Origin of the sequence: Enterobacter cloacae complex sp. IR5458, from assembly GCF_049238025.1 — a bacterium.
GTDB classification, from domain to species: domain Bacteria; phylum Pseudomonadota; class Gammaproteobacteria; order Enterobacterales; family Enterobacteriaceae; genus Enterobacter; species Enterobacter kobei.
This window is the reverse complement of record NZ_JBMKIF010000002.1, coordinates 38,918-64,655: the sequence shown is the minus strand read 5'-3', so window position 1 is coordinate 64,655 and position 25,738 is coordinate 38,918. Positions and strand designations below refer to the sequence as shown.

At 56.5% G+C, this 25,738-nt stretch carries 27 protein-coding genes; 10 read left to right on the top strand and 17 right to left on the bottom strand.

Features of this window, described 5'->3' with window-relative positions; translation table 11 throughout:
* The 7 genes from chbG to osmE form a co-directional block, all read right to left on the bottom strand.
* Positions 1-750 (bottom strand): chitin disaccharide deacetylase, encoded by a 750-nt coding sequence (chbG, locus tag ACOTYN_RS01735; RefSeq protein WP_045269447.1) that lies wholly within the window; start codon positions 748-750, stop codon positions 1-3.
* Between the two features lie 11 nt (positions 751-761).
* Positions 762-2,117, bottom strand: a complete 1,356-nt coding sequence (locus ACOTYN_RS01730) for a 6-phospho-beta-glucosidase (RefSeq protein WP_071922320.1) — start codon at positions 2,115-2,117, stop codon at positions 762-764.
* A 110-nt stretch (positions 2,118-2,227) separates the two neighbouring features.
* Positions 2,228-3,070 carry a transcriptional regulator ChbR gene (gene chbR, locus ACOTYN_RS01725; RefSeq protein WP_071922321.1) on the bottom strand — a complete coding sequence of 281 codons (843 nt, stop codon included), beginning with the start codon at positions 3,068-3,070 and terminating at the stop codon, positions 2,228-2,230.
* A 5-nt stretch (positions 3,071-3,075) separates the two neighbouring features.
* Entirely contained in the window at positions 3,076-3,423 is a 348-nt protein-coding gene (gene chbA, locus ACOTYN_RS01720) for a PTS N,N'-diacetylchitobiose transporter subunit IIA (RefSeq protein ID WP_032636896.1), read from the bottom strand.
* A gap of 47 nt (positions 3,424-3,470) precedes the next feature.
* Positions 3,471-4,829 carry a PTS N,N'-diacetylchitobiose transporter subunit IIC gene (chbC, locus tag ACOTYN_RS01715; protein WP_332956238.1) on the bottom strand — a complete coding sequence of 453 codons (1,359 nt, stop codon included), beginning with the start codon at positions 4,827-4,829 and terminating at the stop codon, positions 3,471-3,473.
* A gap of 79 nt (positions 4,830-4,908) precedes the next feature.
* The gene (chbB, locus tag ACOTYN_RS01710) at positions 4,909-5,226 is read right to left on the bottom strand and encodes a PTS N,N'-diacetylchitobiose transporter subunit IIB (protein WP_014883474.1); all 318 of its coding nucleotides are present in this window, start codon (positions 5,224-5,226) and stop codon (positions 4,909-4,911) included.
* Between the two features lie 281 nt (positions 5,227-5,507).
* Positions 5,508-5,852, bottom strand: a complete 345-nt coding sequence (gene osmE, locus ACOTYN_RS01705) for an osmotically-inducible lipoprotein OsmE (RefSeq protein ID WP_010430142.1) — start codon at positions 5,850-5,852, stop codon at positions 5,508-5,510.
* Between the two features lie 232 nt (positions 5,853-6,084).
* Between osmE and nadE the strand changes: the two genes are divergently transcribed.
* Both nadE and cho read left to right on the top strand, forming a co-directional pair.
* Complete coding sequence (nadE, locus tag ACOTYN_RS01700; protein ID WP_023332763.1) at positions 6,085-6,909, top strand: ammonia-dependent NAD(+) synthetase; 825 nt, start codon at positions 6,085-6,087, stop codon at positions 6,907-6,909.
* A 179-nt stretch (positions 6,910-7,088) separates the two neighbouring features.
* On the top strand, positions 7,089-7,967 hold the full coding sequence (cho, locus tag ACOTYN_RS01695) for an excinuclease Cho (RefSeq protein WP_045269445.1): 879 nt from the start codon (positions 7,089-7,091) through the stop codon (positions 7,965-7,967).
* On the opposite strand, the gene ves is transcribed toward cho, so the two are convergent.
* The 7 genes from ves to astC form a co-directional block, all read right to left on the bottom strand.
* Positions 7,945-8,502 (bottom strand): environmental stress-induced protein Ves, encoded by a 558-nt coding sequence (gene ves / locus ACOTYN_RS01690; RefSeq protein WP_014883471.1) that lies wholly within the window; start codon positions 8,500-8,502, stop codon positions 7,945-7,947. The genes cho and ves overlap by 23 nt on opposite strands.
* A gap of 297 nt (positions 8,503-8,799) precedes the next feature.
* Positions 8,800-9,291 (bottom strand): ATP-independent periplasmic protein-refolding chaperone Spy, encoded by a 492-nt coding sequence (spy, locus tag ACOTYN_RS01685; RefSeq protein ID WP_014883470.1) that lies wholly within the window; start codon positions 9,289-9,291, stop codon positions 8,800-8,802.
* Between the two features lie 337 nt (positions 9,292-9,628).
* Positions 9,629-10,594 carry a succinylglutamate desuccinylase gene (astE, locus tag ACOTYN_RS01680; protein ID WP_248192913.1) on the bottom strand — a complete coding sequence of 322 codons (966 nt, stop codon included), beginning with the start codon at positions 10,592-10,594 and terminating at the stop codon, positions 9,629-9,631.
* A 10-nt stretch (positions 10,595-10,604) separates the two neighbouring features.
* Complete coding sequence (astB, locus tag ACOTYN_RS01675) at positions 10,605-11,930, bottom strand: N-succinylarginine dihydrolase (protein ID WP_023332760.1); 1,326 nt, start codon at positions 11,928-11,930, stop codon at positions 10,605-10,607.
* Positions 11,917-13,404, bottom strand: coding sequence for a succinylglutamate-semialdehyde dehydrogenase (gene astD / locus ACOTYN_RS01670; protein WP_117581569.1), 1,488 nt, complete (start codon positions 13,402-13,404; stop codon positions 11,917-11,919). The genes astB and astD overlap by 14 nt, the downstream gene beginning before the upstream one ends.
* Positions 13,401-14,435 (bottom strand): arginine N-succinyltransferase, encoded by a 1,035-nt coding sequence (gene astA / locus ACOTYN_RS01665; RefSeq protein ID WP_023332758.1) that lies wholly within the window; start codon positions 14,433-14,435, stop codon positions 13,401-13,403. The genes astD and astA overlap by 4 nt, the downstream gene beginning before the upstream one ends.
* A complete protein-coding gene (gene astC / locus ACOTYN_RS01660; RefSeq protein WP_023332757.1) occupies positions 14,432-15,652 on the bottom strand; it encodes a succinylornithine/acetylornithine transaminase in 1,221 nt (406 codons plus the stop codon). Before astC ends, astA begins: the two co-directional genes overlap by 4 nt.
* Positions 15,653-16,085: 433 nt before the next feature.
* Between astC and xthA the strand changes: the two genes are divergently transcribed.
* From xthA to ACOTYN_RS01630, 6 genes are all read left to right on the top strand, one after another.
* The gene (gene xthA / locus ACOTYN_RS01655; protein ID WP_014883464.1) at positions 16,086-16,892 is read left to right on the top strand and encodes an exodeoxyribonuclease III; all 807 of its coding nucleotides are present in this window, start codon (positions 16,086-16,088) and stop codon (positions 16,890-16,892) included.
* Positions 16,893-16,898: 6 nt separating this feature from the next.
* Positions 16,899-17,582, top strand: coding sequence for a TVP38/TMEM64 family protein (locus ACOTYN_RS01650; protein WP_032645241.1), 684 nt, complete (start codon positions 16,899-16,901; stop codon positions 17,580-17,582).
* Between the two features lie 15 nt (positions 17,583-17,597).
* On the top strand, positions 17,598-18,758 hold the full coding sequence (locus tag ACOTYN_RS01645) for an ABC transporter substrate-binding protein (protein WP_371886121.1): 1,161 nt from the start codon (positions 17,598-17,600) through the stop codon (positions 18,756-18,758).
* Positions 18,731-20,260: a thiamine ABC transporter permease gene (locus ACOTYN_RS01640; protein WP_045269441.1), complete on the top strand. Its 1,530-nt coding sequence runs from the start codon at positions 18,731-18,733 to the stop codon at positions 20,258-20,260. The genes ACOTYN_RS01645 and ACOTYN_RS01640 overlap by 28 nt, the downstream gene beginning before the upstream one ends.
* Positions 20,260-20,880, top strand: coding sequence for an ATP-binding cassette domain-containing protein (locus ACOTYN_RS01635; RefSeq protein WP_071922326.1), 621 nt, complete (start codon positions 20,260-20,262; stop codon positions 20,878-20,880). The genes ACOTYN_RS01640 and ACOTYN_RS01635 overlap by 1 nt, the downstream gene beginning before the upstream one ends.
* A gap of 73 nt (positions 20,881-20,953) precedes the next feature.
* Entirely contained in the window at positions 20,954-22,261 is a 1,308-nt protein-coding gene (locus ACOTYN_RS01630) for a sulfurtransferase (protein ID WP_071922327.1), read from the top strand.
* Here the strand turns inward: ACOTYN_RS01630 and ACOTYN_RS01625 are convergent.
* Positions 22,258-22,875 carry a CDP-alcohol phosphatidyltransferase family protein gene (locus ACOTYN_RS01625; RefSeq protein WP_045269438.1) on the bottom strand — a complete coding sequence of 206 codons (618 nt, stop codon included), beginning with the start codon at positions 22,873-22,875 and terminating at the stop codon, positions 22,258-22,260. The genes ACOTYN_RS01630 and ACOTYN_RS01625 overlap by 4 nt on opposite strands.
* Positions 22,868-23,437, bottom strand: a complete 570-nt coding sequence (locus ACOTYN_RS01620) for a carboxymuconolactone decarboxylase family protein (RefSeq protein ID WP_071922328.1) — start codon at positions 23,435-23,437, stop codon at positions 22,868-22,870. Before ACOTYN_RS01620 ends, ACOTYN_RS01625 begins: the two co-directional genes overlap by 8 nt.
* Before the next feature lie 75 nt (positions 23,438-23,512).
* Between ACOTYN_RS01620 and ACOTYN_RS01615 the strand changes: the two genes are divergently transcribed.
* A complete protein-coding gene (locus ACOTYN_RS01615) occupies positions 23,513-23,929 on the top strand; it encodes a pyrimidine (deoxy)nucleoside triphosphate diphosphatase (RefSeq protein WP_045269437.1) in 417 nt (138 codons plus the stop codon).
* Here the strand turns inward: ACOTYN_RS01615 and ACOTYN_RS01610 are convergent.
* Positions 23,889-24,161 carry a YnjH family protein gene (locus ACOTYN_RS01610; protein WP_014883456.1) on the bottom strand — a complete coding sequence of 91 codons (273 nt, stop codon included), beginning with the start codon at positions 24,159-24,161 and terminating at the stop codon, positions 23,889-23,891. The genes ACOTYN_RS01615 and ACOTYN_RS01610 overlap by 41 nt on opposite strands.
* Before the next feature lie 227 nt (positions 24,162-24,388).
* On the opposite strand from ACOTYN_RS01610, the gene gdhA reads away from it, so the two are divergent.
* Complete coding sequence (gene gdhA, locus ACOTYN_RS01605; protein ID WP_014883455.1) at positions 24,389-25,732, top strand: NADP-specific glutamate dehydrogenase; 1,344 nt, start codon at positions 24,389-24,391, stop codon at positions 25,730-25,732.
* Positions 25,733-25,738 lie beyond the last annotated feature (6 nt).

Here is a 25,738-nt window from a genome sequence, read left to right as displayed (position 1 = left end):
TCACAGATCCCGGAATGTCCCCAACCGATACCCGCGTTCGGCAATCGCGTATTTCAGCGACGGCGACGTCAGCACATCCAGCTCCGCCAGGCGCGGCCAGCAGTACGCGCTCTTGCGCACGATATTGTCGACAAATGCGGGGTGTGCCATGACCTCCAGTGACTTTTCTCCCCGGGCTGCAGAATCATCCAGCACCTTCAGGAACAGCGCTTCGTCGATCGCCTCGCCGTAAAATGCGCTGCTGAACCCTGCGGTGGTTGTCACCGCACTGTCCGGCAACCCTTGCACCTCACGATCCACGCGCATCGCTACGCCTTTGCGTTGGGCAAACGCCGCAACGATCGGGAAAATAGCCGGGATCATATGCACGTGGTGATGGCTGTCGATGTGTGTTGGCAGCTCACCAAACAGATCAGCAAAGCGGTTGAACTGACAGTCCAGCTCGCGGGCAATCTCTTCCAGCGGCAGAGCGTCCTGCTCCGCCTGTTCCCAAATCCATTTACCTAACTGTCCGTCACGGGTCAGGCCCGGCATTGGCGTAAGCGGCATACCGAGCGTCAGCACAAAATGCATCCCGACGCCCAGCTCAGGCACGTCGCGGCTTAGCTGCGCCGCGTGTTCAACCGCTTCACCATTAACCAGTGCCGTAGTGGATGTCACAACCCCCCGGCGACAGGCTTCAATAATGCCGTAGTTCTGACCTTTCGAGAGGCCAAAGTCATCAGCATTAACGATCAGCAGGTTTTCCATTGTGCGTCCTCTCAGTGGTGTTTGAACTTCAGCTTCTCAATCGTGGCGGCAAAGTTCGGCAACCATTTTTCATGCGCCAGGATCATCTCTGCTGCAAGCTGCTCCGCATCGCGGTCGGAATGCACCAGCGGGCTGAGGTTCAGTGCCAGAAGCACGTCATTCAGCTCGCCGCTCAGCGCCGCCTGACTTGCCGCCACTTCAAAGCCTTTAATGGTGTGGATCAGACCCATAACTTTGTCATCAAAATGAGTAATGCGCGGATGCGGTTTAGCGCCATCGCGTCCCAGAATGCAGGTCATCTCAACGGCCCAGTCAGCCGGGATATTGTCGATGTGGCCGTGGTGCGGCACGTTAACGTAGTGCTCCGCTTGCTTGTCGTTGTAGATGGCGTTGATCACTTCACACGCCGCATCGGAATAATAGGCCCCGCCGCGCTGCTCAAGCTCTTTCGGCTTGACGTTCAGGTTCGGATCTTTATACAAGTCGAACAGCTGCTTCTCAACTTTCTGAACGATTTGCGCCCGCGCGCCCCCCTTGTAATACTCGCCCATTTCGATGGCCAGCATCTCTTTCTGCTTGAAGTAATAAAGCAGGTAGGAGCACGGCAGCAGATTCAACGAGCGGATCAGCCCTTCGCTGAACGGCAGGTCAAAGATGTTTTTCACAGACGCAGCGGTCAGACGACCCGAGGCGACCCCGTCCAGCAGTTCAGCAAAACGCGATGTTCCGTTCACGATGACATCTTTAATGAACACCATATGGTTCAAACCGAACAGATCGATAGAGAGATCGTCATTATCGTTCAGTTCCAGCACGTCACGGATAAACATTTTCATGCCGACTGGAATATTACAGACGCCAATAAAGCGCCTGAAACCGGTATGACGATAAACTGCTTCGGTCACCATCCCTGCCGGGTTAGTGAAGTTAATCACCCACGCGTCTGGACAGATTTCCTCCACGTCTTTAACGATGTCGAAAATAACCGGAATGGTACGCAGGCCTTTGAACAGGCCACCGGCACCGTTAGTTTCCTGACCGAGATAACCGTGGCTCAACGGAATACGCTCGTCCAGTTCACGCGCTTTCAACTGGCCAACGCGCAGCTGGGTGGTTACGAAATCTGCATCTTCCAGCGCCAGTCGACGATCCAGCGTTTTATGCACGGTCAGAGGTACGCCCGCTTTCTCAACCATGCGCTGGCACAGGTCGAAAATAATATTCAGCTTCTCCTGACCTTCCTCCACGTCCACCAGCCATAATTCGCTGACCGGTAATTCATGATAACGTTTCAGAAAACCTTCAAGTAATTCCGGGGTATAGCTGCTGCCGCCACCAATGGTTACGACTTTTAATTTCTTTTGCATAATATCTCCCTTTGCGTATCAGGTTAATCGCCTGCAAGGTATAGCGTACTCTTCCCGCTATTTGGGCAAGCCATTAAAGCAATATTCGTGGCGGATAAAACCGCCGAAAGTTAGTTCATTACCGTCAAACTTTTGCGGTAACTGTTCGGGGTGAATGACGTTAATTTCTTAAACGTTTTAATAAACAGGCTGGGGCTACTGTATCCCGATTCGTAAGCAATATCGGTGACCGAGTAGTTAGTAATTTCCAGCTGTTTTTTGGCAAAGTTAATGCGGATGTCATTAATAATTTGCACAGGTGTTTTACGATAATACCGCTGCGTCGCGCGGGTCAGATATTCCTGGGATTTCCCCGACAGGGAAACCATATTCTCCAGCGCATTGTCACTGAACTGGGCTTTATCGTGCATCAGTTCAACAGTGCTGCGCAGCCACTGTGGAATATCATCCGTCACCTGCTGCTCTTCACGATGATGACGCAGCCGGTTCATCACATAGAAAGTCACCGTTTCAATAAACTCGTCAAATTCATTTTCACGGAAGTTAAGCGAGGCAATAACCGTTTCAATCCAGGTCATGAACTCGTTTTTCACGCGATAAACCTGAGACGCCACAAAGCAGAACGGTACCAGCGGCAGATAGTGCTTTTCAAAGAAGCGCCTGCTGACGCCGACATTCAGAATGCGGGTTGCACCGAATTCGTAAAAGCTCTGGTGATAGGAACCCATCGGCAGGAAGACAAAATCCCCTCGCTCAAGCAGAACGCGCTTACCGTTGATCTCCTGGTAGTAGCGGCCGGTCAGAACAATCGTGAACTCGTAGTAGTCATGCTGGTGCAGACCACTGGCGCTCTCCGTCTTGTTGTAGATAACCACGTGAAAATTTTTGCCATTAAACAGCTGCTGTTCAAGTGCGGTTTTAATTTCCATCGTGCTGACCTCCTTCTGCAACATCCGATTTAGTGCATTTTCTCGTGAAGCTCAATCAACTCCGCCACCAGCTCGCGCGCCAGCATGGAGGTCATCAGGTGATCCTGCGCGTGTACCAGCACCAGGCTGACCTTCATCTTTCCTTCACCCTGATCGCTTTCAATAAGCTTTGTCTGCACCAGGTGCGCTTCGTTCAGCGCGGTACGGGACTGCTCCATCATGGTTTTTGCGGCGGCAAAATCACCCTGCTTGGCCTGCTTCAGTGCGGCATACGCCAGGCTGCGGGCCTGCCCGGAGTTGATGATAAGCCCCATCACCACTTCTTCAAGATCGTTCTCTGCGGCGTCGTCTGCGACGATATTATCCAAATCTAACATGTTTAAGCTCCTTGTGGCTGACGCGGGTTTCCCCGCGTCGGTCAATCTTAGAATTTCAGTGAGAGGGCAATGTCCTCTTCGCTCTCTTCTTCATCAATGATGGTGGCAGCTTTGTTCGCAATCGCCACGAATGGCATGTAGAGCAGGGTCGCAATCCCGAGGTTGAATATCGCCAGCAGGAAGGCCGCGACGCTACCGTTGGTATTGAAGAACGCGCCCAGTCCCGCTGGCATGGTCCACGGTGCAATGTTGGTCACCGGCGGAATAATGCCCATGTAGTAAGCCGTCAGGGTGATGGCTGCCAGCAGTGGTTGAACCAGGATGAACGGAATGAACATGACCGGGTTCATGATGATTAGCAGGCCAAACAGAATCGGTTCGTTAATCTGGAAGATACCTGATGGCAGCGCCAGTTTGGCTACCTGACGATAGTCAGCACGACGAGAGACAATAAAGACCGCGATGATCAGACCCAAGGTCGCCCCGGTACCACCCAGGAAGATATAGGAGTCAAGCATCGGCTTCGCCCACACATGGAAGGTTTTACCTGCCGCCAGCGCCGCGTCAACGGAGCCGTACTGCTGGTAAAGTGCCACGTTTTCCAGTGCCCACGGGGTCATAATTCCGCTATCCAGCGCAGCCAGTGCCAGTGAACCATGTACGCCGAAGAACCACAGCAGAGAGGTGAAAATCACATACGCCCAACCGACCACACCACCCATCGACGCCAGCGGCGTGGAAATAGAATCCATGATGATCTGGTGGAAGTTCGTACCCCAGTGAGAGAGCGCCCAGGCAATAATCCCCATAATGGAGAGAATAATAAAGCCCGGAATCAACGCGGAAAATGAACGAGAAACGGACGTCGGTACGCTATCCGGCAAGCGGATAACCCAGTTGCGACGAATAATAAAGGTGAACATTTCCGCCACCACCAGACCGATAACAATACCGGAGATGATGTTCGCCCCACCCAACCAGTTGGCGCCGACGGCATACGCCTCCCCTACGCTGTAAGGCGTGACGGTCATAAATGCAGCAACGGATAATAACCCGGCAGCCAGCGGATCCACTTTTCGCTCTTCTGCCAGTGCCATGCCAATAAAGAAAGGCGCCATCAGCGACATAATACCTAACGTACCGTTATATACGTTGCCGCCGATGGCTTTAAAACCATTAAGGGTTTCAATTGTGGAAGCGTCTAACCGAATGCCTAATGAATAAAAGAAGGAACCTTCACCAAAGCTCAGAAAAACGTTGTTAATTAAAACGAACATGGCCCCGGCCAGCGTCAACGGCATTAATTTAATAAAGCCGTTTTTAATGGCATTAACGTGAGGCTGCTTTCCTATTTTAACAGCAAAAGGAAGGAGTACCTTTTCAAGTGAAGCGATGACTTTACTCATAGGTAAATACCCTTAAATGCCGTAACTCGTGTTACGGCGTATTGTGTGTGAAATAACTCTTTGACGGGAAAAATAAAAATTAATTAGCAGCTTTTTTAATGGCTGCCACAGCAGCTTTCAGAACACCTAAACCATCAATCTTGCCATACAGCCCCGAGTCGATCACTTCGACCGGTTTGTTGGGTAGCAGTCGTTGTATTTCGGGCAACATATAGGCGATTTGGGGCCCCAGTAAAACAACATCGGCTTTCTGGCCTTTCTCGCCCGCCAGCGTTTCTGGAAACGCTTCAATCACCACAGGGACTTCATACTTTTCAGCCTGCGCACGCATCTTTGACACCAGCAGTGAGGTTGACATGCCCGCTGAGCAGAACAGGTAGATATGTTTCTTTTCCATCGTAATTTCCCTCTTGTAGGTCTACCTGCCATCGCGCTATCACTCGACTTGCTGTCCCGGCAGACAGGTAGTTTGCATACTGTTGTTTGTTGTTGGAGTGAGTATACGCAATGGTACAGACAGGGGATAATTCTGAACAGGTTGAAATTGTCTCTCATTGACCTGGCTTGTTGACTACCTTCACATTTCGGGCAAATAATTCGCGCAAAGAAATAAGATTTACGTATACACAAAAAAACCGGCCCATGGGCCGGTTCGTTAACATCTTCAGACAAACTGGGTTACTGAGCCTTTGGAGCCTGGGGATCGGTGTCGTATTCAGCACAGGTCTGATAACCGGAGTTAATAACATGACCAGTGTCATCCAGGGCGACAAAGTAGGTCTCTGCCTTACCATCACGTTGACCCAGGATATAGGTCTGGCAGGTCCCTTTCGCATGAATCATTGTCACTTCAGAAGAAGGTTTACCGGCGATTGCAGCGACCTGCGAACGGGTCATCCCTTTTTTAACGTCTTTAACCACGGGCTGTGTAAACTGATCCTTGGTGCGATCGTAAGCCGTACACCCTGCCAGCATCGTCAGTACTGCCGCTGCGCTAAGAATTCCTGCTACGTTCTTGTTCATATTCCGTCCTCTTGTTTATCAGCGTGTTATCTAAGCATGGAATAAAAAGTACTATTGTTCAACTTTGTGAATTACGCCAGACGAATTTCGGAAAATTCTAATAAAACAACGATAACCTGCTAAATCGGCGCAAATTAGCGCACTCGAAACTGCGATCCTTGTCGTTTCTCGTCCAAAGGGTTAGTTTTAACAGTTAACACATTCTGTTTATGTTCTGCATATGGAGGGCGTGATGGCTCTGCAACACGAGATTATTCAGGCACTGGGCGCGAAGCCCGCGGTAGATGCACATGAAGAGATCCGCCGTAGCGTGGATTTTTTAAAATCGTACTTAAGAAAGAACGCTTTCCTGAAATCCCTGGTGCTGGGCATCAGCGGCGGGCAGGACTCCACCCTGACCGGTAAACTCTGTCAGATGGCGATTTCAGAGCTTCGCGAAGAAACGGGCGATGAGAAATTGCAGTTTATCGCCGTGCGTCTTCCCTATGGCGTGCAGGCCGATGAACAGGATTGCCAGGATGCCATCGCGTTCATCCAGCCCGATCGCGTACTCACCGTCAATATTAAAGGGGCGGTGCTGGCAAGCGAGCAGGCACTGCGCGAAGCGGGCATTGAGCTGAGCGATTTTGTTCGCGGCAACGAGAAAGCTCGCGAGCGTATGAAAGCCCAGTACAGCATCGCCGGAATGACCAAAGGCGTGGTTGTCGGCACCGACCATGCGGCAGAAGCCATCACCGGTTTCTTCACCAAATATGGCGATGGCGGCACCGACATTAACCCGATTTTCCGTCTGAACAAGCGTCAGGGTAAACAGCTGCTTGCCGCGCTGGGCTGTCCTGAGCACTTGTATAAAAAGGCACCGACGGCGGATCTGGAAGACGATCGCCCTTCCCTGCCGGATGAAGCGGCCCTTGGCGTCACCTATGACAATATTGATGATTATCTGGAAGGCAAACAGCTGGATGAAGGTACCGCGAAGATCATTGAAAGCTGGTATCTGAAAACCGAACACAAGCGCCACACGCCGATTACGGTGTTTGACGACTTCTGGAAATAAACGCAAAACGGCAACCCCGTTGCCGTTTTTAGTGTTTGCCCCCTCTCCCGTGGGAGAGGGTTGGTATGAGGGCAACAGACCGCACGATGTGGCCGGGTAAGGCGTAGCCGCCACCCGGCTCTTTTTTAACCACAGCGCACCTGCTACACTGTATACCTGAACAGTATACGGAGTAATATGTGAGCAGGCGTCAATCCGCCCCGCGTCTTGAGTTTGAAGCGGCGGCTATCTACGAATATCCCGAGCACCTTCGCCCCTGGCTTGAGGCGCTGCCAAAACAGCCTGGCGTGTACATTTTTCACGGTGAAAGCGACACCTTGCCGCTTTATATCGGCAAAAGCGTCAATATTCGCAGCCGGGTGTTATCCCACCTGCGTACCCCAGATGAGGCCGCCATGCTGCGCCAGTCGCGGCGCATCACCTGGTTTCAGACGGCTGGAGAAATGGGTGCGCTGCTGCTGGAGGCCCGGCTGATAAAAGAGCAACAACCGCTCTTTAATAAGCGCCTGCGCCGCAACCGTCAGCTTTGTTCCCTGCAGATCAGCGACGGTAAGCCGCAGGTGGTTTACGCCCGCGACGTCGATTTTTCTCATGCGCCAAACCTTTTTGGATTATTTGCCAACAAACGCGCGGCCCTTCAGGCTCTGCAAACACTGGCCGACGAGCTACAGCTTTGCTACAGCCTTTTAGGTTTAGAAGGCACCACGCGTGGCCGCGCCTGTTTTCGCTCCGCGCTGAAGCGCTGCGCAGGCGCCTGCTGCGGCAAAGAGAGCGTTGAGGCGCATCACGCCCGCCTCCTGAGCGGTCTTGCGGCCATCAGCATCAACTGCTGGCCGTGGGAGGGCGCCGTGGCGCTAAAAGAAGTGGGTGAAACGATGACGCAGTATCACATCGTCAATAACTGGCTCTGGCTGGGGGCTGTCGATGATTTAAGCGAGGCGGCAACCCTGTTACGCACCCCCGCCGGGTTCGATCAGGATGGCTATAAAATCCTCTGCAAGCCCGTTTTAACCGGCAAGTTTGAGGTCATTATGCTCAGTGACCCGGCAGCCAGTTAATTTCACTGAACAGCAGGGTACCCTGAGACTCCAGCAAACGCAGAGTATGGGTCCCCTCCTCCCAGCTGGCGCCCTGATCGGCCGTCAGCAGTTTATCACCCAGCTGCCACGCCCCGCTTAGCACAAACACCACGCCGCCACGCGAGCCAAACGTAGTAAAGGTACGGTCGGCAACGCGCACTTTCGCCTTGCAGCAGTCACGCCGGGTCATGATGTTGAAGTCCATCGCCATCCTGCCATCGGAAAGCAATGCCTTTACCGGCAAATCGCCGGCAAAATGGTAAGGTTGATGCGGTTTAAGAGTATGGCGGAACGCCTGTCCGGCATCCAGCGTCACCTCCCCGCCCTCCAGCAAGGTAATGACCCGGTCAACTCCGGGAAAAGCGGAGAATTCGCCGTTGCTGGCGATCGTCGCAATACTGGCTCGCCAGCAAAAATCGCGCGTTGCGGGAGGGATACAACAAATTTCTCGCGTTTCGCCAGCACCATTACGCCAGAGGCTGACCGGCATTTTACGGATATCAAAGAACTCCATCACCACTCCTGAATGGCACAACCCGTGCCAGGGCAAGGATATCGCTACCCTTGCAGTCTTGTTTGTTATCGTTAGGTATTCACAGACACAGTATCGGCAGCAAAGCGGGCAGGCCTTAGCGGAACGTCAATAAAATTGCTAACGCCATGACTCTACAAACATTCTCTGAAGCGACTACAGGAGAATACCGCGCTGGCAGCGGCAGACAAGAGGGCAGGAAAGAAAAACCGCCGGTCCTGTCCACAGCGGTTGCGCTTTTGTGGACAGGATCCCGGCGGTCTTAAGATGTTGAACCGATTATTCGGTCGGTGCTGGCATTTTACCTTCCATCGCCGGACGTTCTGTCAGACGCTTCTCAAAATTGGCATTAAACTGTTTTTTCTGTTCCGGGGTCAGAATGTTGTAGATCTTGTTCTGGGTTTCCATGTGGGCCAGCATGCGGGCTTTATGCTGCTCGGCCATTTTGTCGATCTGCGCTTCGGCTTTCGCCTTATCGAAGGTGTCGCTGGCAATGATGTCATGCATTGCGCGGCGCTCTTCCAGCGGAGGACGCTTCATCTGGTCGCGCTGGCTTTTCATGATGTCGCGGATCTGCTGCTTCTGCGCATCCGTCAGGTTGAGCCCCTTAAACATCATCATCTCGTTGTGCATACCCGGGCCTTTATGATGCATCATCATTTTGCCTTCGGCCGGTGCGGCAGTCGTGGTTGCGGTATCTGCGGCGAACGCCATGCTGGTAGCGCCCAGAGCCAGGGTAGAAGCAACAAACAGTGCAGTAAACTTACGCATAATTTATTTCCTTTCTTTCAGTTATTCTTCGGCGCTATGCCGTGTTGACGAGATTAACTTTACGGGGTTTATCGTCAATTAGTCAGAGCAACAGTAAAACAATGAAAGTGTAAAAAACAATTTTTCGCCAAATGTGGAGGAAATAAGGATAAAGCGTGGAGAGTTGCAACAAAGAATATTCAAAACGATGAATTTAAAGCGATTTCGAAAAAGTATAGCGAAGTAAAGATGAATAATAAAGCAATTCACCAGGAATATTCCGCAAAACAAGGACCAGCGCTTTAAACGTTAAGAAACGTTTTTACTTTCCCCTCCCGGATGATGAGAGGGGAAAGGTTCATGATATTTTTTCCAGCATCAGACCCGCTCGCAGGCCAAACGCGACGGTAGGGTTAGGGAACAACACATATTCCGTTGTTTTCTGCACTTCGTAACGTTCTTCCCCATCTTCCGCCAGCAGCGCTCCTTTGCGAAACGGCGTGAAGTTCAGGGTGTGCGCGGCCATATGAAGCTGGAAAGCATCGCTGCGGCGGGTGATCTGCTGTACGACGCGATACCGCTCAACGGGCTGATGCTCATGGTCGGGAGCCTCTCCCCCGAGCAGAGCCCGCAGCGCGAGATGCGTGGGAGCAAAACGCGTCAGATCGTTCTCACCGAAAGGAAGCGCTTTTCCCAGTTCCAGCGTACAGGCCAGGGCAGCAAAATGTTCGCAGGTAAAATGGGTAAACGTTCCGCCCGGCGACTGATGAAAGACCAGCGCCTCCAGCCCGGCGTCCCCCAGCCAGCGTAGAAACGCTTCATCCCAGGGCTGATTCCGCTGCGGTAACACGCCAAAGCGCACATGGTAAGACGCGCGGATCGCGGTATGGAGATCAAGATGCCAGCGCACTGGCCCCGCCGTGGAGAAAAACGCGGTCACGACATTCTCAAGCCACGCGGCCCTTGCCGTTTCTTCACTTTGCGGAAACTGCGACCAGCGACCGCCAAACATGCGGTTAATGTCACTCACCAGGTAGCGTTTGTTTTGCGCCAGCGCAGGCGGATTGCCCAGCACCACCAGTACTCGACACGTAAGGGTGATATCTCCGCGATATAACGCACCCAGTAGCAAATCGACAATCTCAACGGGCGCCGTTTCATTGCCGTGAATGCCCGTTGAGAGCAGCAGCGACAGCTCGCTGTCGGTAGTCGGCGTCAGCTCAAGCACCCCGCGCCCCAGCCACCGCCAGCGGAATGAGGGGCCGTCCCCCTCTTTCTGTTCCGGCGTTTCATCGGCCAGGGTCAGCGCCAGTAAATTTTCCATACCCACTCCTTTAGCGCTGGAACGGATAAACCGATCCCAGTTGCAGGATTGATGTCAACGCGTCCAGCGCCTCGCGCCCTTCACGCAGAAGCTGCGGGTCAATCAGATCCGCCTGCGTTAACCGGTCGCGATAGTAGCGATCCACCCAGTCATTAAGGGTGGTAAACAGCGCTTCGTTCATCATGACTGCCGGGTTAACGGCCTGCATTTCATTCGGCGTTAATACCACGCGCAGACGCAGGCAGGCAGGACCGCCGCCGTTAGCCATGCTTTCACGCAGATCAAACACGCGCAGTTCGTCAATGGGGTTATCGGCCTTAACCAGTTGCGTCAGGTATTGCCAGACGCCTTTATGATCCTGTGACTCCTGCGGTAGCACCAGCATCATGCTGCCGTCATCGCGGCTCAGCAGCTGGCTGTTGAACAGATACGTTTCAACCGCGTCCTGCACGCTGACGGCCTGCGTGGGCACCTGAATGGGCATAAAGCCGGGTACGCGTTCGCGCAGTGTCGCGAGCAGTTTCTCCTGATGCGCAAACGCCTGCTCATGGCAGAACAGCACCTGACGGTTGGAAACGGCAATCACGTCGTTATGGAACACGCCCTGGTCAATCACCTGCGGATTCTGCTGGGCAAAAATCACCTGTGAAGGATTGACCTGGTTCAGGCGAGCGACCGCCTGGCTGGCGGCCAGCGTCTGGCGGGCAGGATAGCGAACGGGGGCAGAATGACCGCCCTCCTCGCGCCCGTAGATAAACACCTGTACGCCAGGCTCGCCATAGTCACCTCCGAGACGGTTATGGTTGGCCGCGCCTTCGTCGCCGAACATCGCCACCTGCGGCAGAGCCTGATGCACCTCAAAATGGGCGTCATGGTTGAAAATAGCGCGCAGCACGCGCTCGGTGGTTTCCGCTTCGGTGGCGCGGTGGAATTTGTTGTTCAGGTTAGCCACCGTCAGATGGACTTTGCCATCCAGCGTATCGGCTGACGGTGCGACGGTCGCCGCGTTCGCCACCCACATAGAGGAGGCGGAGCTCGCCGCCGAGAGCAGATGTGGCGTTTGCGTGCCCGCTTTTTCGACCACCTGCTCATCACTCCCGGTAAAGCCGAGCTGGCGCAGCACCGCCACGTTCGGCCGTTCCTGCGGCGGGATCACCGCCTGTGGAAACCCGGCATCTGCCAGCGCTTTCATTTTCTGCAGGCCCTGCTTCGCCGCCAGTTTCGGGTTGGAGACCTGAAACTGATGCTTCGTCGAGGCTTCATTACCAAAGGAGAGACCGGCATAGTGGTGGGTCAGCCCCACCAGCCCGTCAAAGTTGACTTCACGCGCTTTCATGACGATCCCCTTCGCTAAAATCCAGCCCCGGACTGAGCGTCTCCGGCAGCGTCAGCGCCGGGGTTTCCAGGCTCGCCATCGGCCATGCACAGTAATCCGCGGCATACCACGCGCTGGCGCGATGGTTACCCGACGCACCCACGCCGCCGAATGGCGCGGTGCTCGCCGCACCGGTCAGCGGTTTATTCCAGTTCACAATCCCGGCGCGCGCTTCCAGCAGCAGTTGATCAAACTTCTCGCGATGCGGCGAAATGAGTCCGCTCGACAGGCCATAGCGGGTGTTGTTTGCCATCGCAATCGCCGCATCAAAATCGTCGTAACGCCAGACGCACAGCAGCGGGCCAAAGACCTCTTCATCCGGCACGTTGCTCGCGCCGCTCATCTCAACAATACCCGGCGTCAACAGCGAGGTTCCCGGCTGTACCTGCCTGGGTTCCAGCAGGGTTTTCGCGCCGCGCGCAACGTGGTTTTGCCAGGCGTTAAGCACATTCAGCGCGGCCTGTTCGGAAATCAGTCCACCCATAAACGGCTGCGGATCGGCATCCCACGCGGCGGGGACCAGACGTGCGCTCACGTCGACCAGGCGTTTCAGGAAGGCATCCCCTTGTGCGCCTCGTTTCACCAGCAGGCGGCGGGCACAGGTGCAACGCTGTCCGGCGGTGATAAAGGCGGACTGGATTGTCAGGTGCACCGCGGCGTCAATATCATCGGGGTCTTCAACAATCAGCGGGTTGTTGCCCCCCATCTCCAGCGCCAGAATTTTTTCCGGCTGTCCCGCCAGCTGGCGATGCAGCTGATAGCCCGTTCCGGCGCTGCCGGTGAACAGCAGACCGTCAATATCGCTCAGCGCACTGAGCGCCTGACCGGTTTCGCGACCGCCCTGCACCAGGTTCAGCACGCCCGGCGGCAACCCGGCCTGTTCCCACAGCTTCACCACCGCCTCGCCGGTTAAGGGGGTTAACTCGCTCGGCTTGAAAATAACGGCATTGCCCGCCAGCAGTGCGGGAACAATATGGCCGTTCGGCAGATGTCCCGGGAAGTTGTACGGGCCAAATACCGCCAGCACGCCGTGCGGACGATGGCGCAGCGTCGCCGCGCCGTCCGGCATCTCGGTGTGTTGCTCGCCGGTGCGGGTATGGTATGCCTTCACCGAAATGGCGATTTTGTTGATCATCGCCGTCACTTCCGTTGCCGCTTCCCATCGTGGCTTACTGGTTTCGGAAGCAATAATGCGCGTGAGCTCAGCTTTGTTCGCCTCCAGCAGCCCGGCAAACGTTTCAATAATGGCCTGGCGCGTGGCGAAAGGCTGTTTGGCCCACGCCGGAAACGCACGACGCGCGGCATGACAGGCTTGTTCCACCTGGCTGGGGCTGGCGTCATTTCCCTTCCAGAGCACCTCATTACCTACCGGATTGGTCTTTACGCGCAGCTCGCCTTCGCCCATTACCCAGTCACCGTTAATCCATAATGTCATGCTGTTTTCTCCTCAGGGCAGAGACGCACCAGACGAACCGTATCGCCGGCGTTACATTTCAGGGCATCCAGTTCTGCAGCCGTCAGCACCAGACGCTCACATTTCGGGTTAGTCCGCACCAGCATGGCGCGGAAGTGGGTGTAATTTTCGTTCGCCACCAGACATGCCGGCCAGTCGCCTGGCGCGGGCTGACCTTCAGAGACCTCTACCAGGCGGCTTTTACGGATCGCGCGAACGCGGTCGATATCGCACTCAAGCGTCGGTCCGCCGTCAAAGATGTCGACATAGTTACGGTAGCGGAAGCCCTCTTTCTCCAGCACTGCGCGAGCTGGCGCGGTTTGCGGATGCACTTCGCCGATCACCGCCTGCGCTTCCGGGCTAAGGAAATGGGTATAGATAGGATGCTTCGGCATCAGCTCGGCAATAAAGGCTTTCTGGCCGGTGCCGCAGAGATAGTCTGCACGGCTGAACTCCATAGAGAAGAAGCGCTCGCCCAGACTCTCCCAGAACGGCGAGTAGCCGGTGTCATCGATCACGCCGCGCATCTCGGCGACCACCTTTTCGTTAAAGCGATCGCGGAAGGCAGCCATAAACATAAAGCGCGATTTGGAGAGCAGATAACCGTTGCCCTCTTTGCGCCACGCCGGGTCGAGGAACAGCGTGCAGAGTTCGCTGGCACCCGTGTGGTCATTACAGAGAAACAGCGTCGGCAGCGCGTTATAGACGTTCAGCTCTTTCGACGCGTGAACCATAGTGCCGACGCGGTAGTTATACCACGGGTCGTTAAGGCCGACGGCCACTTCAATGGCGCAGATCCCGGCCACCGTCCCCGTCTCGGTATCTTCCAGCACGAACACGTAGCCCTGTTCGCTTTTTGGCAACGTCCCCTGCCAGGTTTGCAGGGCGCGCTCAATGCGCGCCGACAGCGTTTTTTCATCGGCAGGAAGCGAGGTCAGCCCGCCTCCCGTCTTACCGGCAAGCTGCATGAGCCCGGCGATATCGCCGCGCTCAACGGGACGGATGACCATCATGATGACACCCCGGACTTCACTTTTTCACACGCCAGTGCAAATCGATCCAGACCGGTTTGCACCTCTTCCTCGCTGACAATCAGCGCGGGAGCAAAACGCACCACGTTGGCACCGGCAATCAGCACCATCACGCCCATTTTTGCCGCTTCCTGTGAAATAAGTTTAGCTTTTCCGGCAAACTCAGGGGTGAGCTCGCAGCCAATTAACAGCCCCAGGCCGCGAATTTCTTTGAACAGTCCGGTCTTGCCATTGATGGCGTTCAGGCGTTCAACAAACCAGTCGTGACGCTGCTTAACGCCCTTCAGCACCTCAGGGGTGTTAATGATGTCGAGAACCTGTCCGGCCACAGCGGTCGCCAGCGGGTTACCGCCGTAGGTGGTGCCATGGGTGCCCACGGTCATCACGCTGGCGAATTTATCGGTCGTCAACGTGGCCCCAATCGGGAAGCCGCCGCCCAGCGCTTTGGCGGTTGAGAGAATATCCGGCGTCACGCCGTAGTGCATATACGCATACAGCTCGCCGGTGCGGCCGACGCCGGTCTGTACTTCGTCGAAAATCAGCAGCGCATTATGGCGATCGCACAATTCGCGCAGCCCCTGAAGGAATGCTTTTTGCGCCGGAAGCACGCCGCCCTCGCCCTGCATCGGTTCGACGATCACCGCGCAGGTGGTGTCGTTAATCAGCTCGCTGGCAGACTGCAGATCGTTATAGATGCCGTGGCGAATATCCGGCGGCAGCGGTGCGAAATCCTGCGAATAAGAGGGCTGACCGCCCGCGCTCACGGTAAACAGCGTGCGTCCGTGGAAGGCATTTTTAAATGCCACAATCCCGCTCTTGTGGGTACCGAACTTGTCGTGGGCATATTTACGTGCCAGCTTCAGCGCCGCTTCGTTGGCTTCCGCCCCGGAGTTACAGAAAAAGACTTTTTCGGCAAATGTCGCGTCAATCAGCTTTTTCGCCAGACGAAGCGCAGGCTCGTTGGTAAAACCGTTACCGGTATGCCAGAACTTCGCGGCCTGATCGTTCAGCGCCTGACGCAGCGCCGGATGCGCATGACCCAGCGCATTCACCGCAATCCCCCCGGCAAAGTCGATGTACTCTTTCCCCTGCTGATCCCACAGGCGTGAGCCTTCCCCGCGAACCGGAATAAACGCCGCCGGCGCGTATACCGGCATCATCCATTCATCGAAATTTTCACGCGTAATTGACAGAGACATAGCGACCTCATCCGGTAAATAAAAGGTTATTTGAATGTTAAATAATTGAGTGTTTGCACTGTGAATGTAGATTGCAGCCTTCGTGCCAGCCAGCGATAAAAATGCATAAACGGGTTGAGGCAACAGAATATCAATGAGTTATGACATGGAGTTATTCACTGTTACTGCATAAAAAGTGAATATTTTTACGATAAGCGGCGCTTTGCCGCATGAAAATAAGAAAGAGTATGCAAAGGCCAAATATAATTCTGGAATTGTGATCGCTCGCGAAATTTCCCGGCCATTTACGCCCTGTCCGGGGGCAAAACGCGTCAGGATGGTGCAAATATTGCACCACCGGCATTATCTGTCGCAGTTATTGGTCGAACCCGGTAACAGTTGATGCAAATTCTGCTACCATCCATGCACTATTCACCTTGCACTGGCAGCGACTATGAAATTTGTCTCTTTTAATATCAACGGCCTGCGCGCCCGTCCTCATCAACTGGAAGCCATTGTTGAGCAACATCAGCCCGATGTTATCGGCCTGCAGGAGACCAAGGTTCACGACGACATGTTCCCCCTCGAAGAGGTCGCGAAACTGGGTTACAACGTCTTCTACCACGGTCAGAAAGGTCACTATGGCGTCGCGCTGCTCACCAAAGAAACCCCGGTTTCCGTGCGTCGCGGCTTCCCCGGGGACAATGAAGAAGCGCAGCGCCGTATCATCATGGCGGAAGTGCCCTCTGCACTTGGCAATATCACGGTCATTAACGGCTATTTCCCACAGGGTGAGAGCCGTGATCACGAGACAAAATTCCCCGCCAAAGCGAAGTTTTATCAGGATCTGCAGAACTACCTGACAACCGAACTGAAAAAAGAGAATCCGGTGCTGATCATGGGCGACATGAATATCAGCCCGACGGATCGGGATATCGGCATAGGCGAAGAGAACCGCAAGCGCTGGCTACGTACCGGCAAATGTTCCTTCCTGCCGGAAGAGCGCGAGTGGATGGAACGCCTGCTGGGCTGGGGCCTGGTGGATACCTTCCGCCATGCGAACCCTGAAACCCAGGATCGCTTCTCGTGGTTTGACTACCGCTCAAAAGGCTTTGACGACAACCGTGGCCTGCGTATCGACCTGCTGCTGGCCAGCTCGCCGCTGGCTGAGCGCTGCATCGAAACCGGGATCGACTACGATATCCGCAGCATGGAAAAGCCATCGGACCATGCGCCGGTGTGGGCTAAATTCAAGCTCTGATCGCGCGTGAACAGTCGAAAACTACTCTTCCTGTGCGCCCTTCTGGGCGCATTTATTCTGACGTTTGTCATGTTGCCACCGGGCACGCTCTCTCTGGAAGGGATTAAAACTCACCAGCAGACGTTACTTTCCCATGTCGACCGCGCGCCGCTGCAGAGCGCAATGATCTTTTTTGCACTCTACGTAGCGGTCTCCGCCCTGTCGCTTCCCGGCGCGACGATCCTGACCCTGCTGGGCGGGACACTGTTTTCCCTGTGGGAAGGCACCGTGCTGGTCTCGTTTGCCTCTACGCTCGGGGCTACGCTGGCCATGCTTGCCAGCCGTTATCTCCTTCGCGACTGGGTTCAGCAGCGCTTTGCCCGACAGATGAATACGGTGAATACCGGTATGGCACGCGAGGGTACGGCCTATCTTTTTGCCCTGCGCCTGATGCCGCTGTTCCCGTTTTTTGTGGTGAATTTGCTGATGGGGGTGACCCGCATCACGGTGAGGCGCTACTGGTGGGTTAGCCAGGTCGCCATGCTGCCCGCCACAGTTGTCTTCCTCAACGCCGGGCGCGAGCTGGGAAAAGTGACATCGCTGCACGATATTGTATCGCCGGGTATGGTCTTCGCCTTTACACTATTGGGGTTATTGCCGCTGGCTACCCGCTGGCTGTATTCCCGTTACACCTCTTCGTTCAAAAAGTGAGGCATTATGCGCCGTGTGCGTTTTTGCACGTTTCTGACAGGCCTGCTGCTGGCCGTCCCCCTGTATGCCGCCGACAGCTGGCAAAGTATCCAGCAACAAGCCAACGGGCAGACTGTCTGGTTTAACGCCTGGGGAGGCGATCCGGCGGTCAACCGCTACCTTGAGTGGGTGAGCGGCGAGATGCAAACGCACTACGCCATTACCCTTAAAATCGTCCCGCTGGCCGACGCTGCCGATGCGGTAAAACGGATCCAGACCGAAGCCGCCGCGGGGCGCAAAACGAATGGCTCGGTCGACCTGCTGTGGGTCAACGGCGAAAACTTCCGCACGCTAAAAGAGGCTAATCTCCTGCAAACCGGGTGGGCGCAGAGGTTGCCCAACTGGCGCTATGTCGATACCCGCAAACCTGTCACCGAAGATTTCGCCATTCCCACAGACGGCGCGGAATCGCCGTGGGGCGGCGCGCAGCTGACCTTTATCGCCCGCAAAACCAGCATGCCGACGCCGCCAGAAGATCCGCAGGCGTTGCTGGATTACGCAAGGCAGAACCCCGGCAAGCTCAGCTATCCCCGCCCGCCCGATTTTACCGGTACCGCGTTCCTTGAGCAGCTGCTGATGACGCTCACGGCTCATCCGGATGCGTTGCAAAAAGCACCCGATGACACCTTTGCCCAGGTGACCGCCCCGCTCTGGGCGTATCTCGATAAATTGCACCCGCTGCTGTGGCGTGAAGGGAAAGACTTCCCTCCCTCGCCCGCCCGGATGGATACCCTGCTTGCCAGCGGGAGCCTGAATCTGTCGCTGACCTTTAACCCGGCGCATGGGCAGCAGAAAGTGGCGAGCGGCGAACTGCCTGCCGACAGCTACAGCTTTGGTTTTCGCAACGGGATGCTCGGCAACGTCCATTTTGTGGCGATTCCGGCCAATGCCAGCGCAAGCGCTGGCGCAAAAGTCGTCGCCAACTTCCTGCTGTCACCGCGGGCGCAAATCCGCAAGGCCGACCCGGCCATCTGGGGTGACCCGAGCGTGCTGGATGTGAAAACGCTGCCCGAAGATGAAGCAAAACAGCTGCTGGCTCATACGCCGCAGGGGCTGCCGAAGGTTCTGGCAGAGCCGCAGTCCGCCTGGGTTAACGCGCTGGAGCAGGAATGGCTGCGTCGTTACGGCACCCGTTAAGCTGGCTTGTCTGGCTGGCGATGGCGATTATTTATCTGCCGCTCCTGCCCGCCGGTGCCATGCTGCTTGCTCCGGCATTTTCTGTCGTTAACTGGCAGCGGCTGCTGAACGACCCACAATTGCCTCAGGCAGCCATCGCCACCCTGGTTTCAACGCTTATCGCCACGCTGGGGGCGTTGTTTATCGCCCTTTCTCTCGTGGCCCTTTTCTGGCCCGGCAAACGCTGGCGGCATCTCAGTACGCGCCTGCCGTGGCTGCTGGCCGTGCCCCATGTGGCTTTCGCCTCCAGCGCGTTGCTGCTGTTTGCCGAAGGCGGTCTGTTTTATCAGGTCTGCACCGTCTGTTCACCTCCGTATGACCGCTACGGCATCGGGCTGGGTCTGACGCTCGCGGTCAAAGAGAGCGCGTTTGTGCTGTGGGCGATTTACGCCGTGCTGCCGGAAAAACGGCTCGCACCGCAGAAGATTGTCCTGCAGACCTTCGGCTACGGGCGTTTTCAGACGCTTAACTGGCTGCTCCTTCCGGCGATCGCGCCGGTACTCGGCGCGGTGATGCTGGCGGTGCTGGCGTGGTCGCTGTCCGTCGTGGACGTGGCGATCGTTCTCGGGCCCGGTAACCCGCCGACGCTGGCCGTGCTGGCCTGGCAGTGGCTGAGCCAGGGCGACATACAGCAGCAGGCAAAAGGGACGCTGCTGTGCCTGCTTCTCCTTCTGCTGCTGGCCGCGCTTGCTGCGCTGGGCTACGGGCTGTGGAAGGTGTGGCGTCGCACGTTTGCAAATCCGACGGGCGCACGCCACAGGTCTCATCTCGCCCTGCCAGAGCGTGTATTCAGCGGATTTCTGCCCGCGTGCGGGATACTTTGCGCCGCGGTGCTGTTGATGCTGGCCCAACGGGACGATGTTGGCCCGGTGCGTACCAGCCTTTCTTTCGGTCTGCTTTCGAGCCTTGTCGCCCTGATCGTCATTTTTCTCTGGCTGGAATGGGGGCCGCAGCGAGGCGCTCCGTGGGTGTGGTTACCGCTCGCGCTCCCGGCGCTACCGCTGGTCACGGGGCAATATGCCATTGCGTTACATCTGGGCCTCGACGGGCACTATGCCGCCGTGCTCTGGAGCCATCTGCTCTGGGTACTCCCCTGGATGCTGCTGGTGCTGCAACCGGCCTGGCAAAGGCTCGATCCCCGGCTTATTCTTACCGCCAGGACGCTCGGCTGGCGGCGGGCAAAAATCTTCTGCCTGCTGAAATGCCCTCTGCTGGTGCGCCCTGCGCTGCTGGCCTTTGCCACCGGTTTTTCAGTCAGCATGGCGCAATATATGCCGACACTGTGGCTGGGCGCAGGTCGTTTCGCCACGCTGACCACCGAGACCGTCGCGCTCAGCAGCGGGGGCAGCATCCCGGTTCTCGCTAACCGGGCGCTGGGTTTACTGCTGGTCACGGGCACGGTGTTCGGTCTGGCCTCACTCTTCTCCCGCCTTGCGGGCCGCTATCGTCAGGGATTACGTTAATGTTGAAGGTAAAGGATCTCACCATCGAACCGCTTTTCCGCGAGGTCAATTTTTGCGTTCCCCGCGGGGAGATCGTCACCCTGATGGGCCCCTCCGGCAGCGGAAAATCGACCCTTTTTGCCTGGATGGTCGGCGCGCTGTCAGATGATTTTCAGGCACGGGGCGAGCTGTGGCTCGATGAGCGTCGCTGCGACGGCCTTCCCGTCGAATCTCGCGGGCTGGGCATTCTCTTTCAGGACGCGCTGCTGTTTGACGCGTTCAGCGTCGGGCAAAATTTGCTGCTGGCGTTGCCTGAGCGGTTCCCCGGACACGCACGTCGGGAAGCCGTCGAACTGGCGCTGAATTCCGCCGGGCTTGGCGACCGTTACGCCAGCGACCCGGCAACCCTTTCCGGCGGTGAGCGCGCCCGGGTGAGTCTGCTGCGCGCCCTGCTCGCTGAACCGCAGGCACTGCTGCTGGATGAGCCCTTCAGTCGCCTCGATAAAGCGTTACGCACGACGTTTCGGGCCTGGGTGTTTGACACCGTCCGGGCGCGCAATATTCCGGTGGTGCTGGTCACCCATGATGAGGACGATATTCCGCCCGCCGGCGAGGTGATTGAGATTTCTCGCTGGCAATAATGTGCTAACGCAATGTTTTCCGTTTCGGGAGAGACGACAATGCCCCCCTCTTTTACTGACGTCAGGTTATTCGATGAAACGTGTTTCTCAACTGACCGCGCTGGCCCTGCTCTGCGGCCTCGCTTCGTTTTCCTCTCAGGCGGCTGAAATGGCCAATTCACTCACGCTGTCCCAGCTTCAGGCGCAGCACGGTACGCCTGTCGACACCCGCGCCAGCGCGTTCTACAACGGCTGGCCGCAGACCCTCAGCGGTCCTTCCGGGCATGAACCCGCAGCGCTCAACCTTGCAGCCAGCTGGCTTGACGCAATGAGCGACGAACAGCTGGCGCGCTGGGCTAAACAGCATCAGCTTTCGCCTGCGACGCCTGTCGCGCTGTACGGCGACGATAGCGCCAACCTTGCGGTGAAAGCGCGCCTGGAGAAAGCCGGATATCACGCTATCTCGCTGCTCAGCGATGCCCTGCAAACCCCGGACCGCCTGCAGCGTCTGCCGCACTTTGAACAGCTGGTCTATCCACAGTGGATCCACCAGCTCCAGCAGGGTAAACCGGTGACAGCCGCGCCCGCGGGTGAATGGAAAGTCATAGAAGCGGCCTGGGGTGCGCCGAAGTTTTATCTGCTGAACCATATTCCCGGCGCGGGATACATCGACACCAACGAAGTGGAAAGCGAGCCGCTGTGGAATAAAGTTTCCGACGACAAGCTGAAAGCGATGCTGGCGAAGCACGGGATCCGTCACGATACCACCGTCATTTTGTATGGTCGTGACGTTTACGCCGCCGCGCGCGTGGCGCAGATTATGCTGTATGCAGGCGTGAAGGATGTGCGCATACTCGATGGCGGCTGGAAGGCGTGGTCAGATGCGGGTCTGCCGGTTGAACGCGGTACGCCAGGGAAAGTGAAACCCGCCCCTGATTTTGGCGCACCGATCCCCGGTCAGCCGCAACTGATGGTGGATATGGAACAGGCGCGCGGTATGCTGCACCGCCAGGATGCCTCTCTCGTCAGTATTCGTTCGTGGCCGGAATTTATCGGCGAAACCAGCGGCTACAGCTACATAAAACCAAAAGGTGACATTGCCGGCGCCCGCTGGGGCCACGCGGGAAGCGATGCCACCCACATGGAAGATTTCCACAACCCGGACGGCACTATGCGCAGCGCCGACGACATCACCGCCATGTGGAAAACGTGGGATATCCTGCCGGAGCAGCACGTCGCCTTTTACTGCGGCACCGGCTGGCGAGCGGCTGAAACCTTTATGTACGCCCGGGCGATGGGCTGGAAGAACGTCGCCGTCTATGACGGCGGCTGGTATGAGTGGAGCAGTCACCCGCAGAACCCGGTCTCCCACGGTGAGCGCGGGCCCGAGAGTACGCGTTAAGGTTTGAGTGACTTTAGCGTCACATAACCGCTCCAGATGCGCGTTGTGGTGGTCAGCCAGCACAACGCGCCAAATATCCACGCGAACACGGCAAAATGGGCCGGAAACAGGCAGCAGAGCACGAACAGCACGATGGTCTCCGTCCCCTCCGTTAACCCGCCGATGTAGTAAAACGACTTGTGCGCATAGCCGGGGTTGTCGATATTGTGCTTCGCCGCCAGTGCCGCAAAGGCCAGAAAGCTGCTCCCGGTGCCAATAAATGCGAACAGCAGCCAGGCGACAGCCAGCGTATTCTGCTCAGGTGCCGCCAGCGCAAAGCCAAACGGCACCAGCGCGTAGAACAGGAAATCGAGTGCGATATCCAGAAACCCTCCCGCATCCGTGAGCCCTCTCCGGCGCGCCAGCGCACCGTCCAGACCATCCAGCAGGCGGTTCAGGACGATGGCGACCAGTGCTGCCGGGTACCAGCCGAGGGCCAGAAATGGCAACGTCAGCAGGCCGATGGCAAACCCCGCCAGGGTAAGTCCGTCGGGCGTAATGCCCGGCTTATCCAGCGCAGAGACCAGACGATTCAGCGCGGGTTTTATCCGTGGGTGCAGGTGACGGTCAAGCATCAGTCTTCCCTTTAAACGTGGCGCACAGCCCCTGCGCCGGGATATCCAGCGCGGCGTTAAAGCGGGCGGAGAGATTCTGAAAGGCGATGAGCGCCGTCATTTCAGTAATAACCTCATCGGTAAAGTGGCGTTTCAGCGCCGTTTTGATTGCTTCATCCACCCTGGGCGGCGTGGCGGTGACCGCCTCAGCATAGGCCAGCGCCGCGCGCTCTTGTTCACTGAACAGGTCAGAGTCTGGCCAGTCGCTCACGGCCTGGACTTTATCCAGCGCCCCGCTGCGCTCGGCCAGACGCAGGCTGTTAGCATCAATGCAAAAAGCACAGTGGCACAGCTGCGATACCCGCGTCATCAGCAGCGAGCGGAGTTGCGGCGTAAGGCGCGCGTTTCTTCGCTCCAGAAAACCGACAAACAATGCGACCAGCCAGAACAGACGCGGCATGCGCCCCCACCAGCGCGTGGGATTCAGGACTGCACCAAAGTGTTTTCGCTGCATGGCGGCAATCGGTTTTACGCTCGCCGGAAGGGTTGGGATGGGTTCTACCCAGGTGGACGACTCTTTCACCTGTTTCTCCTGATGACTGGACTCTTTGAAAGGGCACGATAATATGTCGTTTTTCGCTATCAAGTATTGACGACCATGCTAAAAACAGTCGATGTCGTTGCGGCCATCATCGAAAAAGACGACAAAATTTTACTGGCGCAGCGCCCTGCCCACGCCGATCAACCGGGAATGTGGGAATTCGCTGGCGGAAAAGTCGAGGCCGGTGAAACCCAGTCTCAGGCGCTAATCCGCGAGCTGCGTGAAGAGTTGGGTATTGAGGCGCAGCCCGTGCAGTATGTGGCAAGCCACCAGCGCGAAGTGTCGCAGCGGTTAATCCACCTGCACGCCTGGTATGTTCCTGCCTTTAGCGGAGCGTTAACCGCACACTACCACAGCGCGCTGGCGTGGTGCACGCCGGAAGAGGCGTTGAGCTACGACCTGGCCCCGGCGGATATTCCGCTGCTGGAGGCGTTTATTCTTTTACGCGCCGCCAGACCAGCGGGTTCGTGCTGATCGCGCGTTCATCACGCTGGCATTGCAGCAAAACCCCGTCCGCTTTTACCACTGCTCCTTCAGAATAATTTTGATCCTGATAGATACAGCACTGGTTACAGGGTTGCGCACGCTGGCCGCCGGAGCTAAAGACCTCCGGCGGGACATTCACCTCCACGTCCGGGCGAATGCGGTCAGCCTGCGCGCCAGCGGTCAACATCAACGAAAATGCAGCCATCACGTAACGATTCATAGACTTGTCTTCCTGTTATGTCCTGATAATGACTATAACGGTTAATCGGGCAGAATCTTTAATTTCACACATCATTGCTTTTTGTTATGACGCAGCGCGGGTCATTAATTTCCCTTTCACCCTACATTTCTGCTTGCTTCACAAAGCAGTACGGGTGGTATAGTCAAAAAAACAACACAAATCGCATAAGCAATACACATAAATGACTATAAGGGGTTCTTATATCTATGGATCAGACACGCTCTCTGGAAAGCTTTCTTGCCCATGTTCAGCAGCGCGACCCGCATCAGAGCGAGTTCGCTCAGGCCGTTCGTGAAGTGATGACCACCCTGTGGCCTTTCCTTGAAGAAAACCCGCGTTATCGTCAACTGTCGCTGCTGGAACGTCTGGTTGAGCCAGAACGGGTGATCCAGTTCCGCGTGACCTGGGTGGATGACCGCAATCAGGTCCAGGTCAACCGCGCCTGGCGCGTGCAGTTTAACTCCGCCATCGGCCCGTTTAAGGGCGGCATGCGTTTCCACCCTTCCGTGAACCTGTCGATCCTGAAATTCCTCGGCTTTGAGCAGACGTTTAAAAACGCGCTCACCACCCTGCCGATGGGCGGCGGGAAAGGCGGGAGTGACTTCGATCCTAAGGGGAAAAGCGAAGGTGAAGTGATGCGTTTCTGTCAGGCGCTGATGACCGAGCTCTGGCGCCACCTTGGTCCGGACACCGACGTACCGGCGGGGGATATCGGCGTGGGGGCCCGCGAAGTGGGCTTTATGGCCGGGATGATGAAAAAGCTTTCCAACAACAGCGCCTGCGTCTTTACCGGCAAAGGATTGTCGTTTGGCGGGAGTTTGATTCGCCCGGAGGCGACCGGATATGGTCTGGTCTATTTCACCGAGGCGATGCTCAAACGTCACGGGTTAGGGTTTGAAGGGATGCGCGTGGCGGTGTCCGGCTCCGGTAACGTGGCGCAATACGCTATCGAAAAAGCGATGCAGTTTGGCGCCCGCGTGGTGACGGCCTCGGACTCCCGTGGCACGGTGGTGGATGAAGCGGGCTTTACGGCAGAAAAACTGGCGCGCCTGTGCGAAATTAAAGCCAGCCGCGACGGGCGGCTCGCAGACTATGCCCAGGAATTTGGGTTGACGTATCTGGAAGGCAAGCAGCCGTGGGGTGTTCCGGTGGATATTGCCCTGCCGTGCGCCACGCAAAACGAACTGGACGTGGACGCCGCGCGCACGCTGATCGGCAACGGCGTGAAGGCGGTGGCCGAAGGGGCGAATATGCCGACCACCATCGATGCGACGGATCTGTTCCTCGAAGCGGGCGTGCTGTTTGCCCCAGGCAAGGCCGCCAATGCGGGCGGCGTGGCAACCTCCGGCCTTGAGATGGCGCAAAACGCCGCGCGTCTTGGCTGGAAGGCGGAGAAAGTGGATGCCCGTTTGCACCATATCATGCTGGATATTCACCACGCCTGCGTGGAGTACGGCGGTGAAGCGTCGCAAACTAACTACGTGCGCGGAGCGAATATCGCAGGATTCGTTAAGGTGGCGGATGCGATGATTGGGCAGGGTGTGATTTAAGCTTTC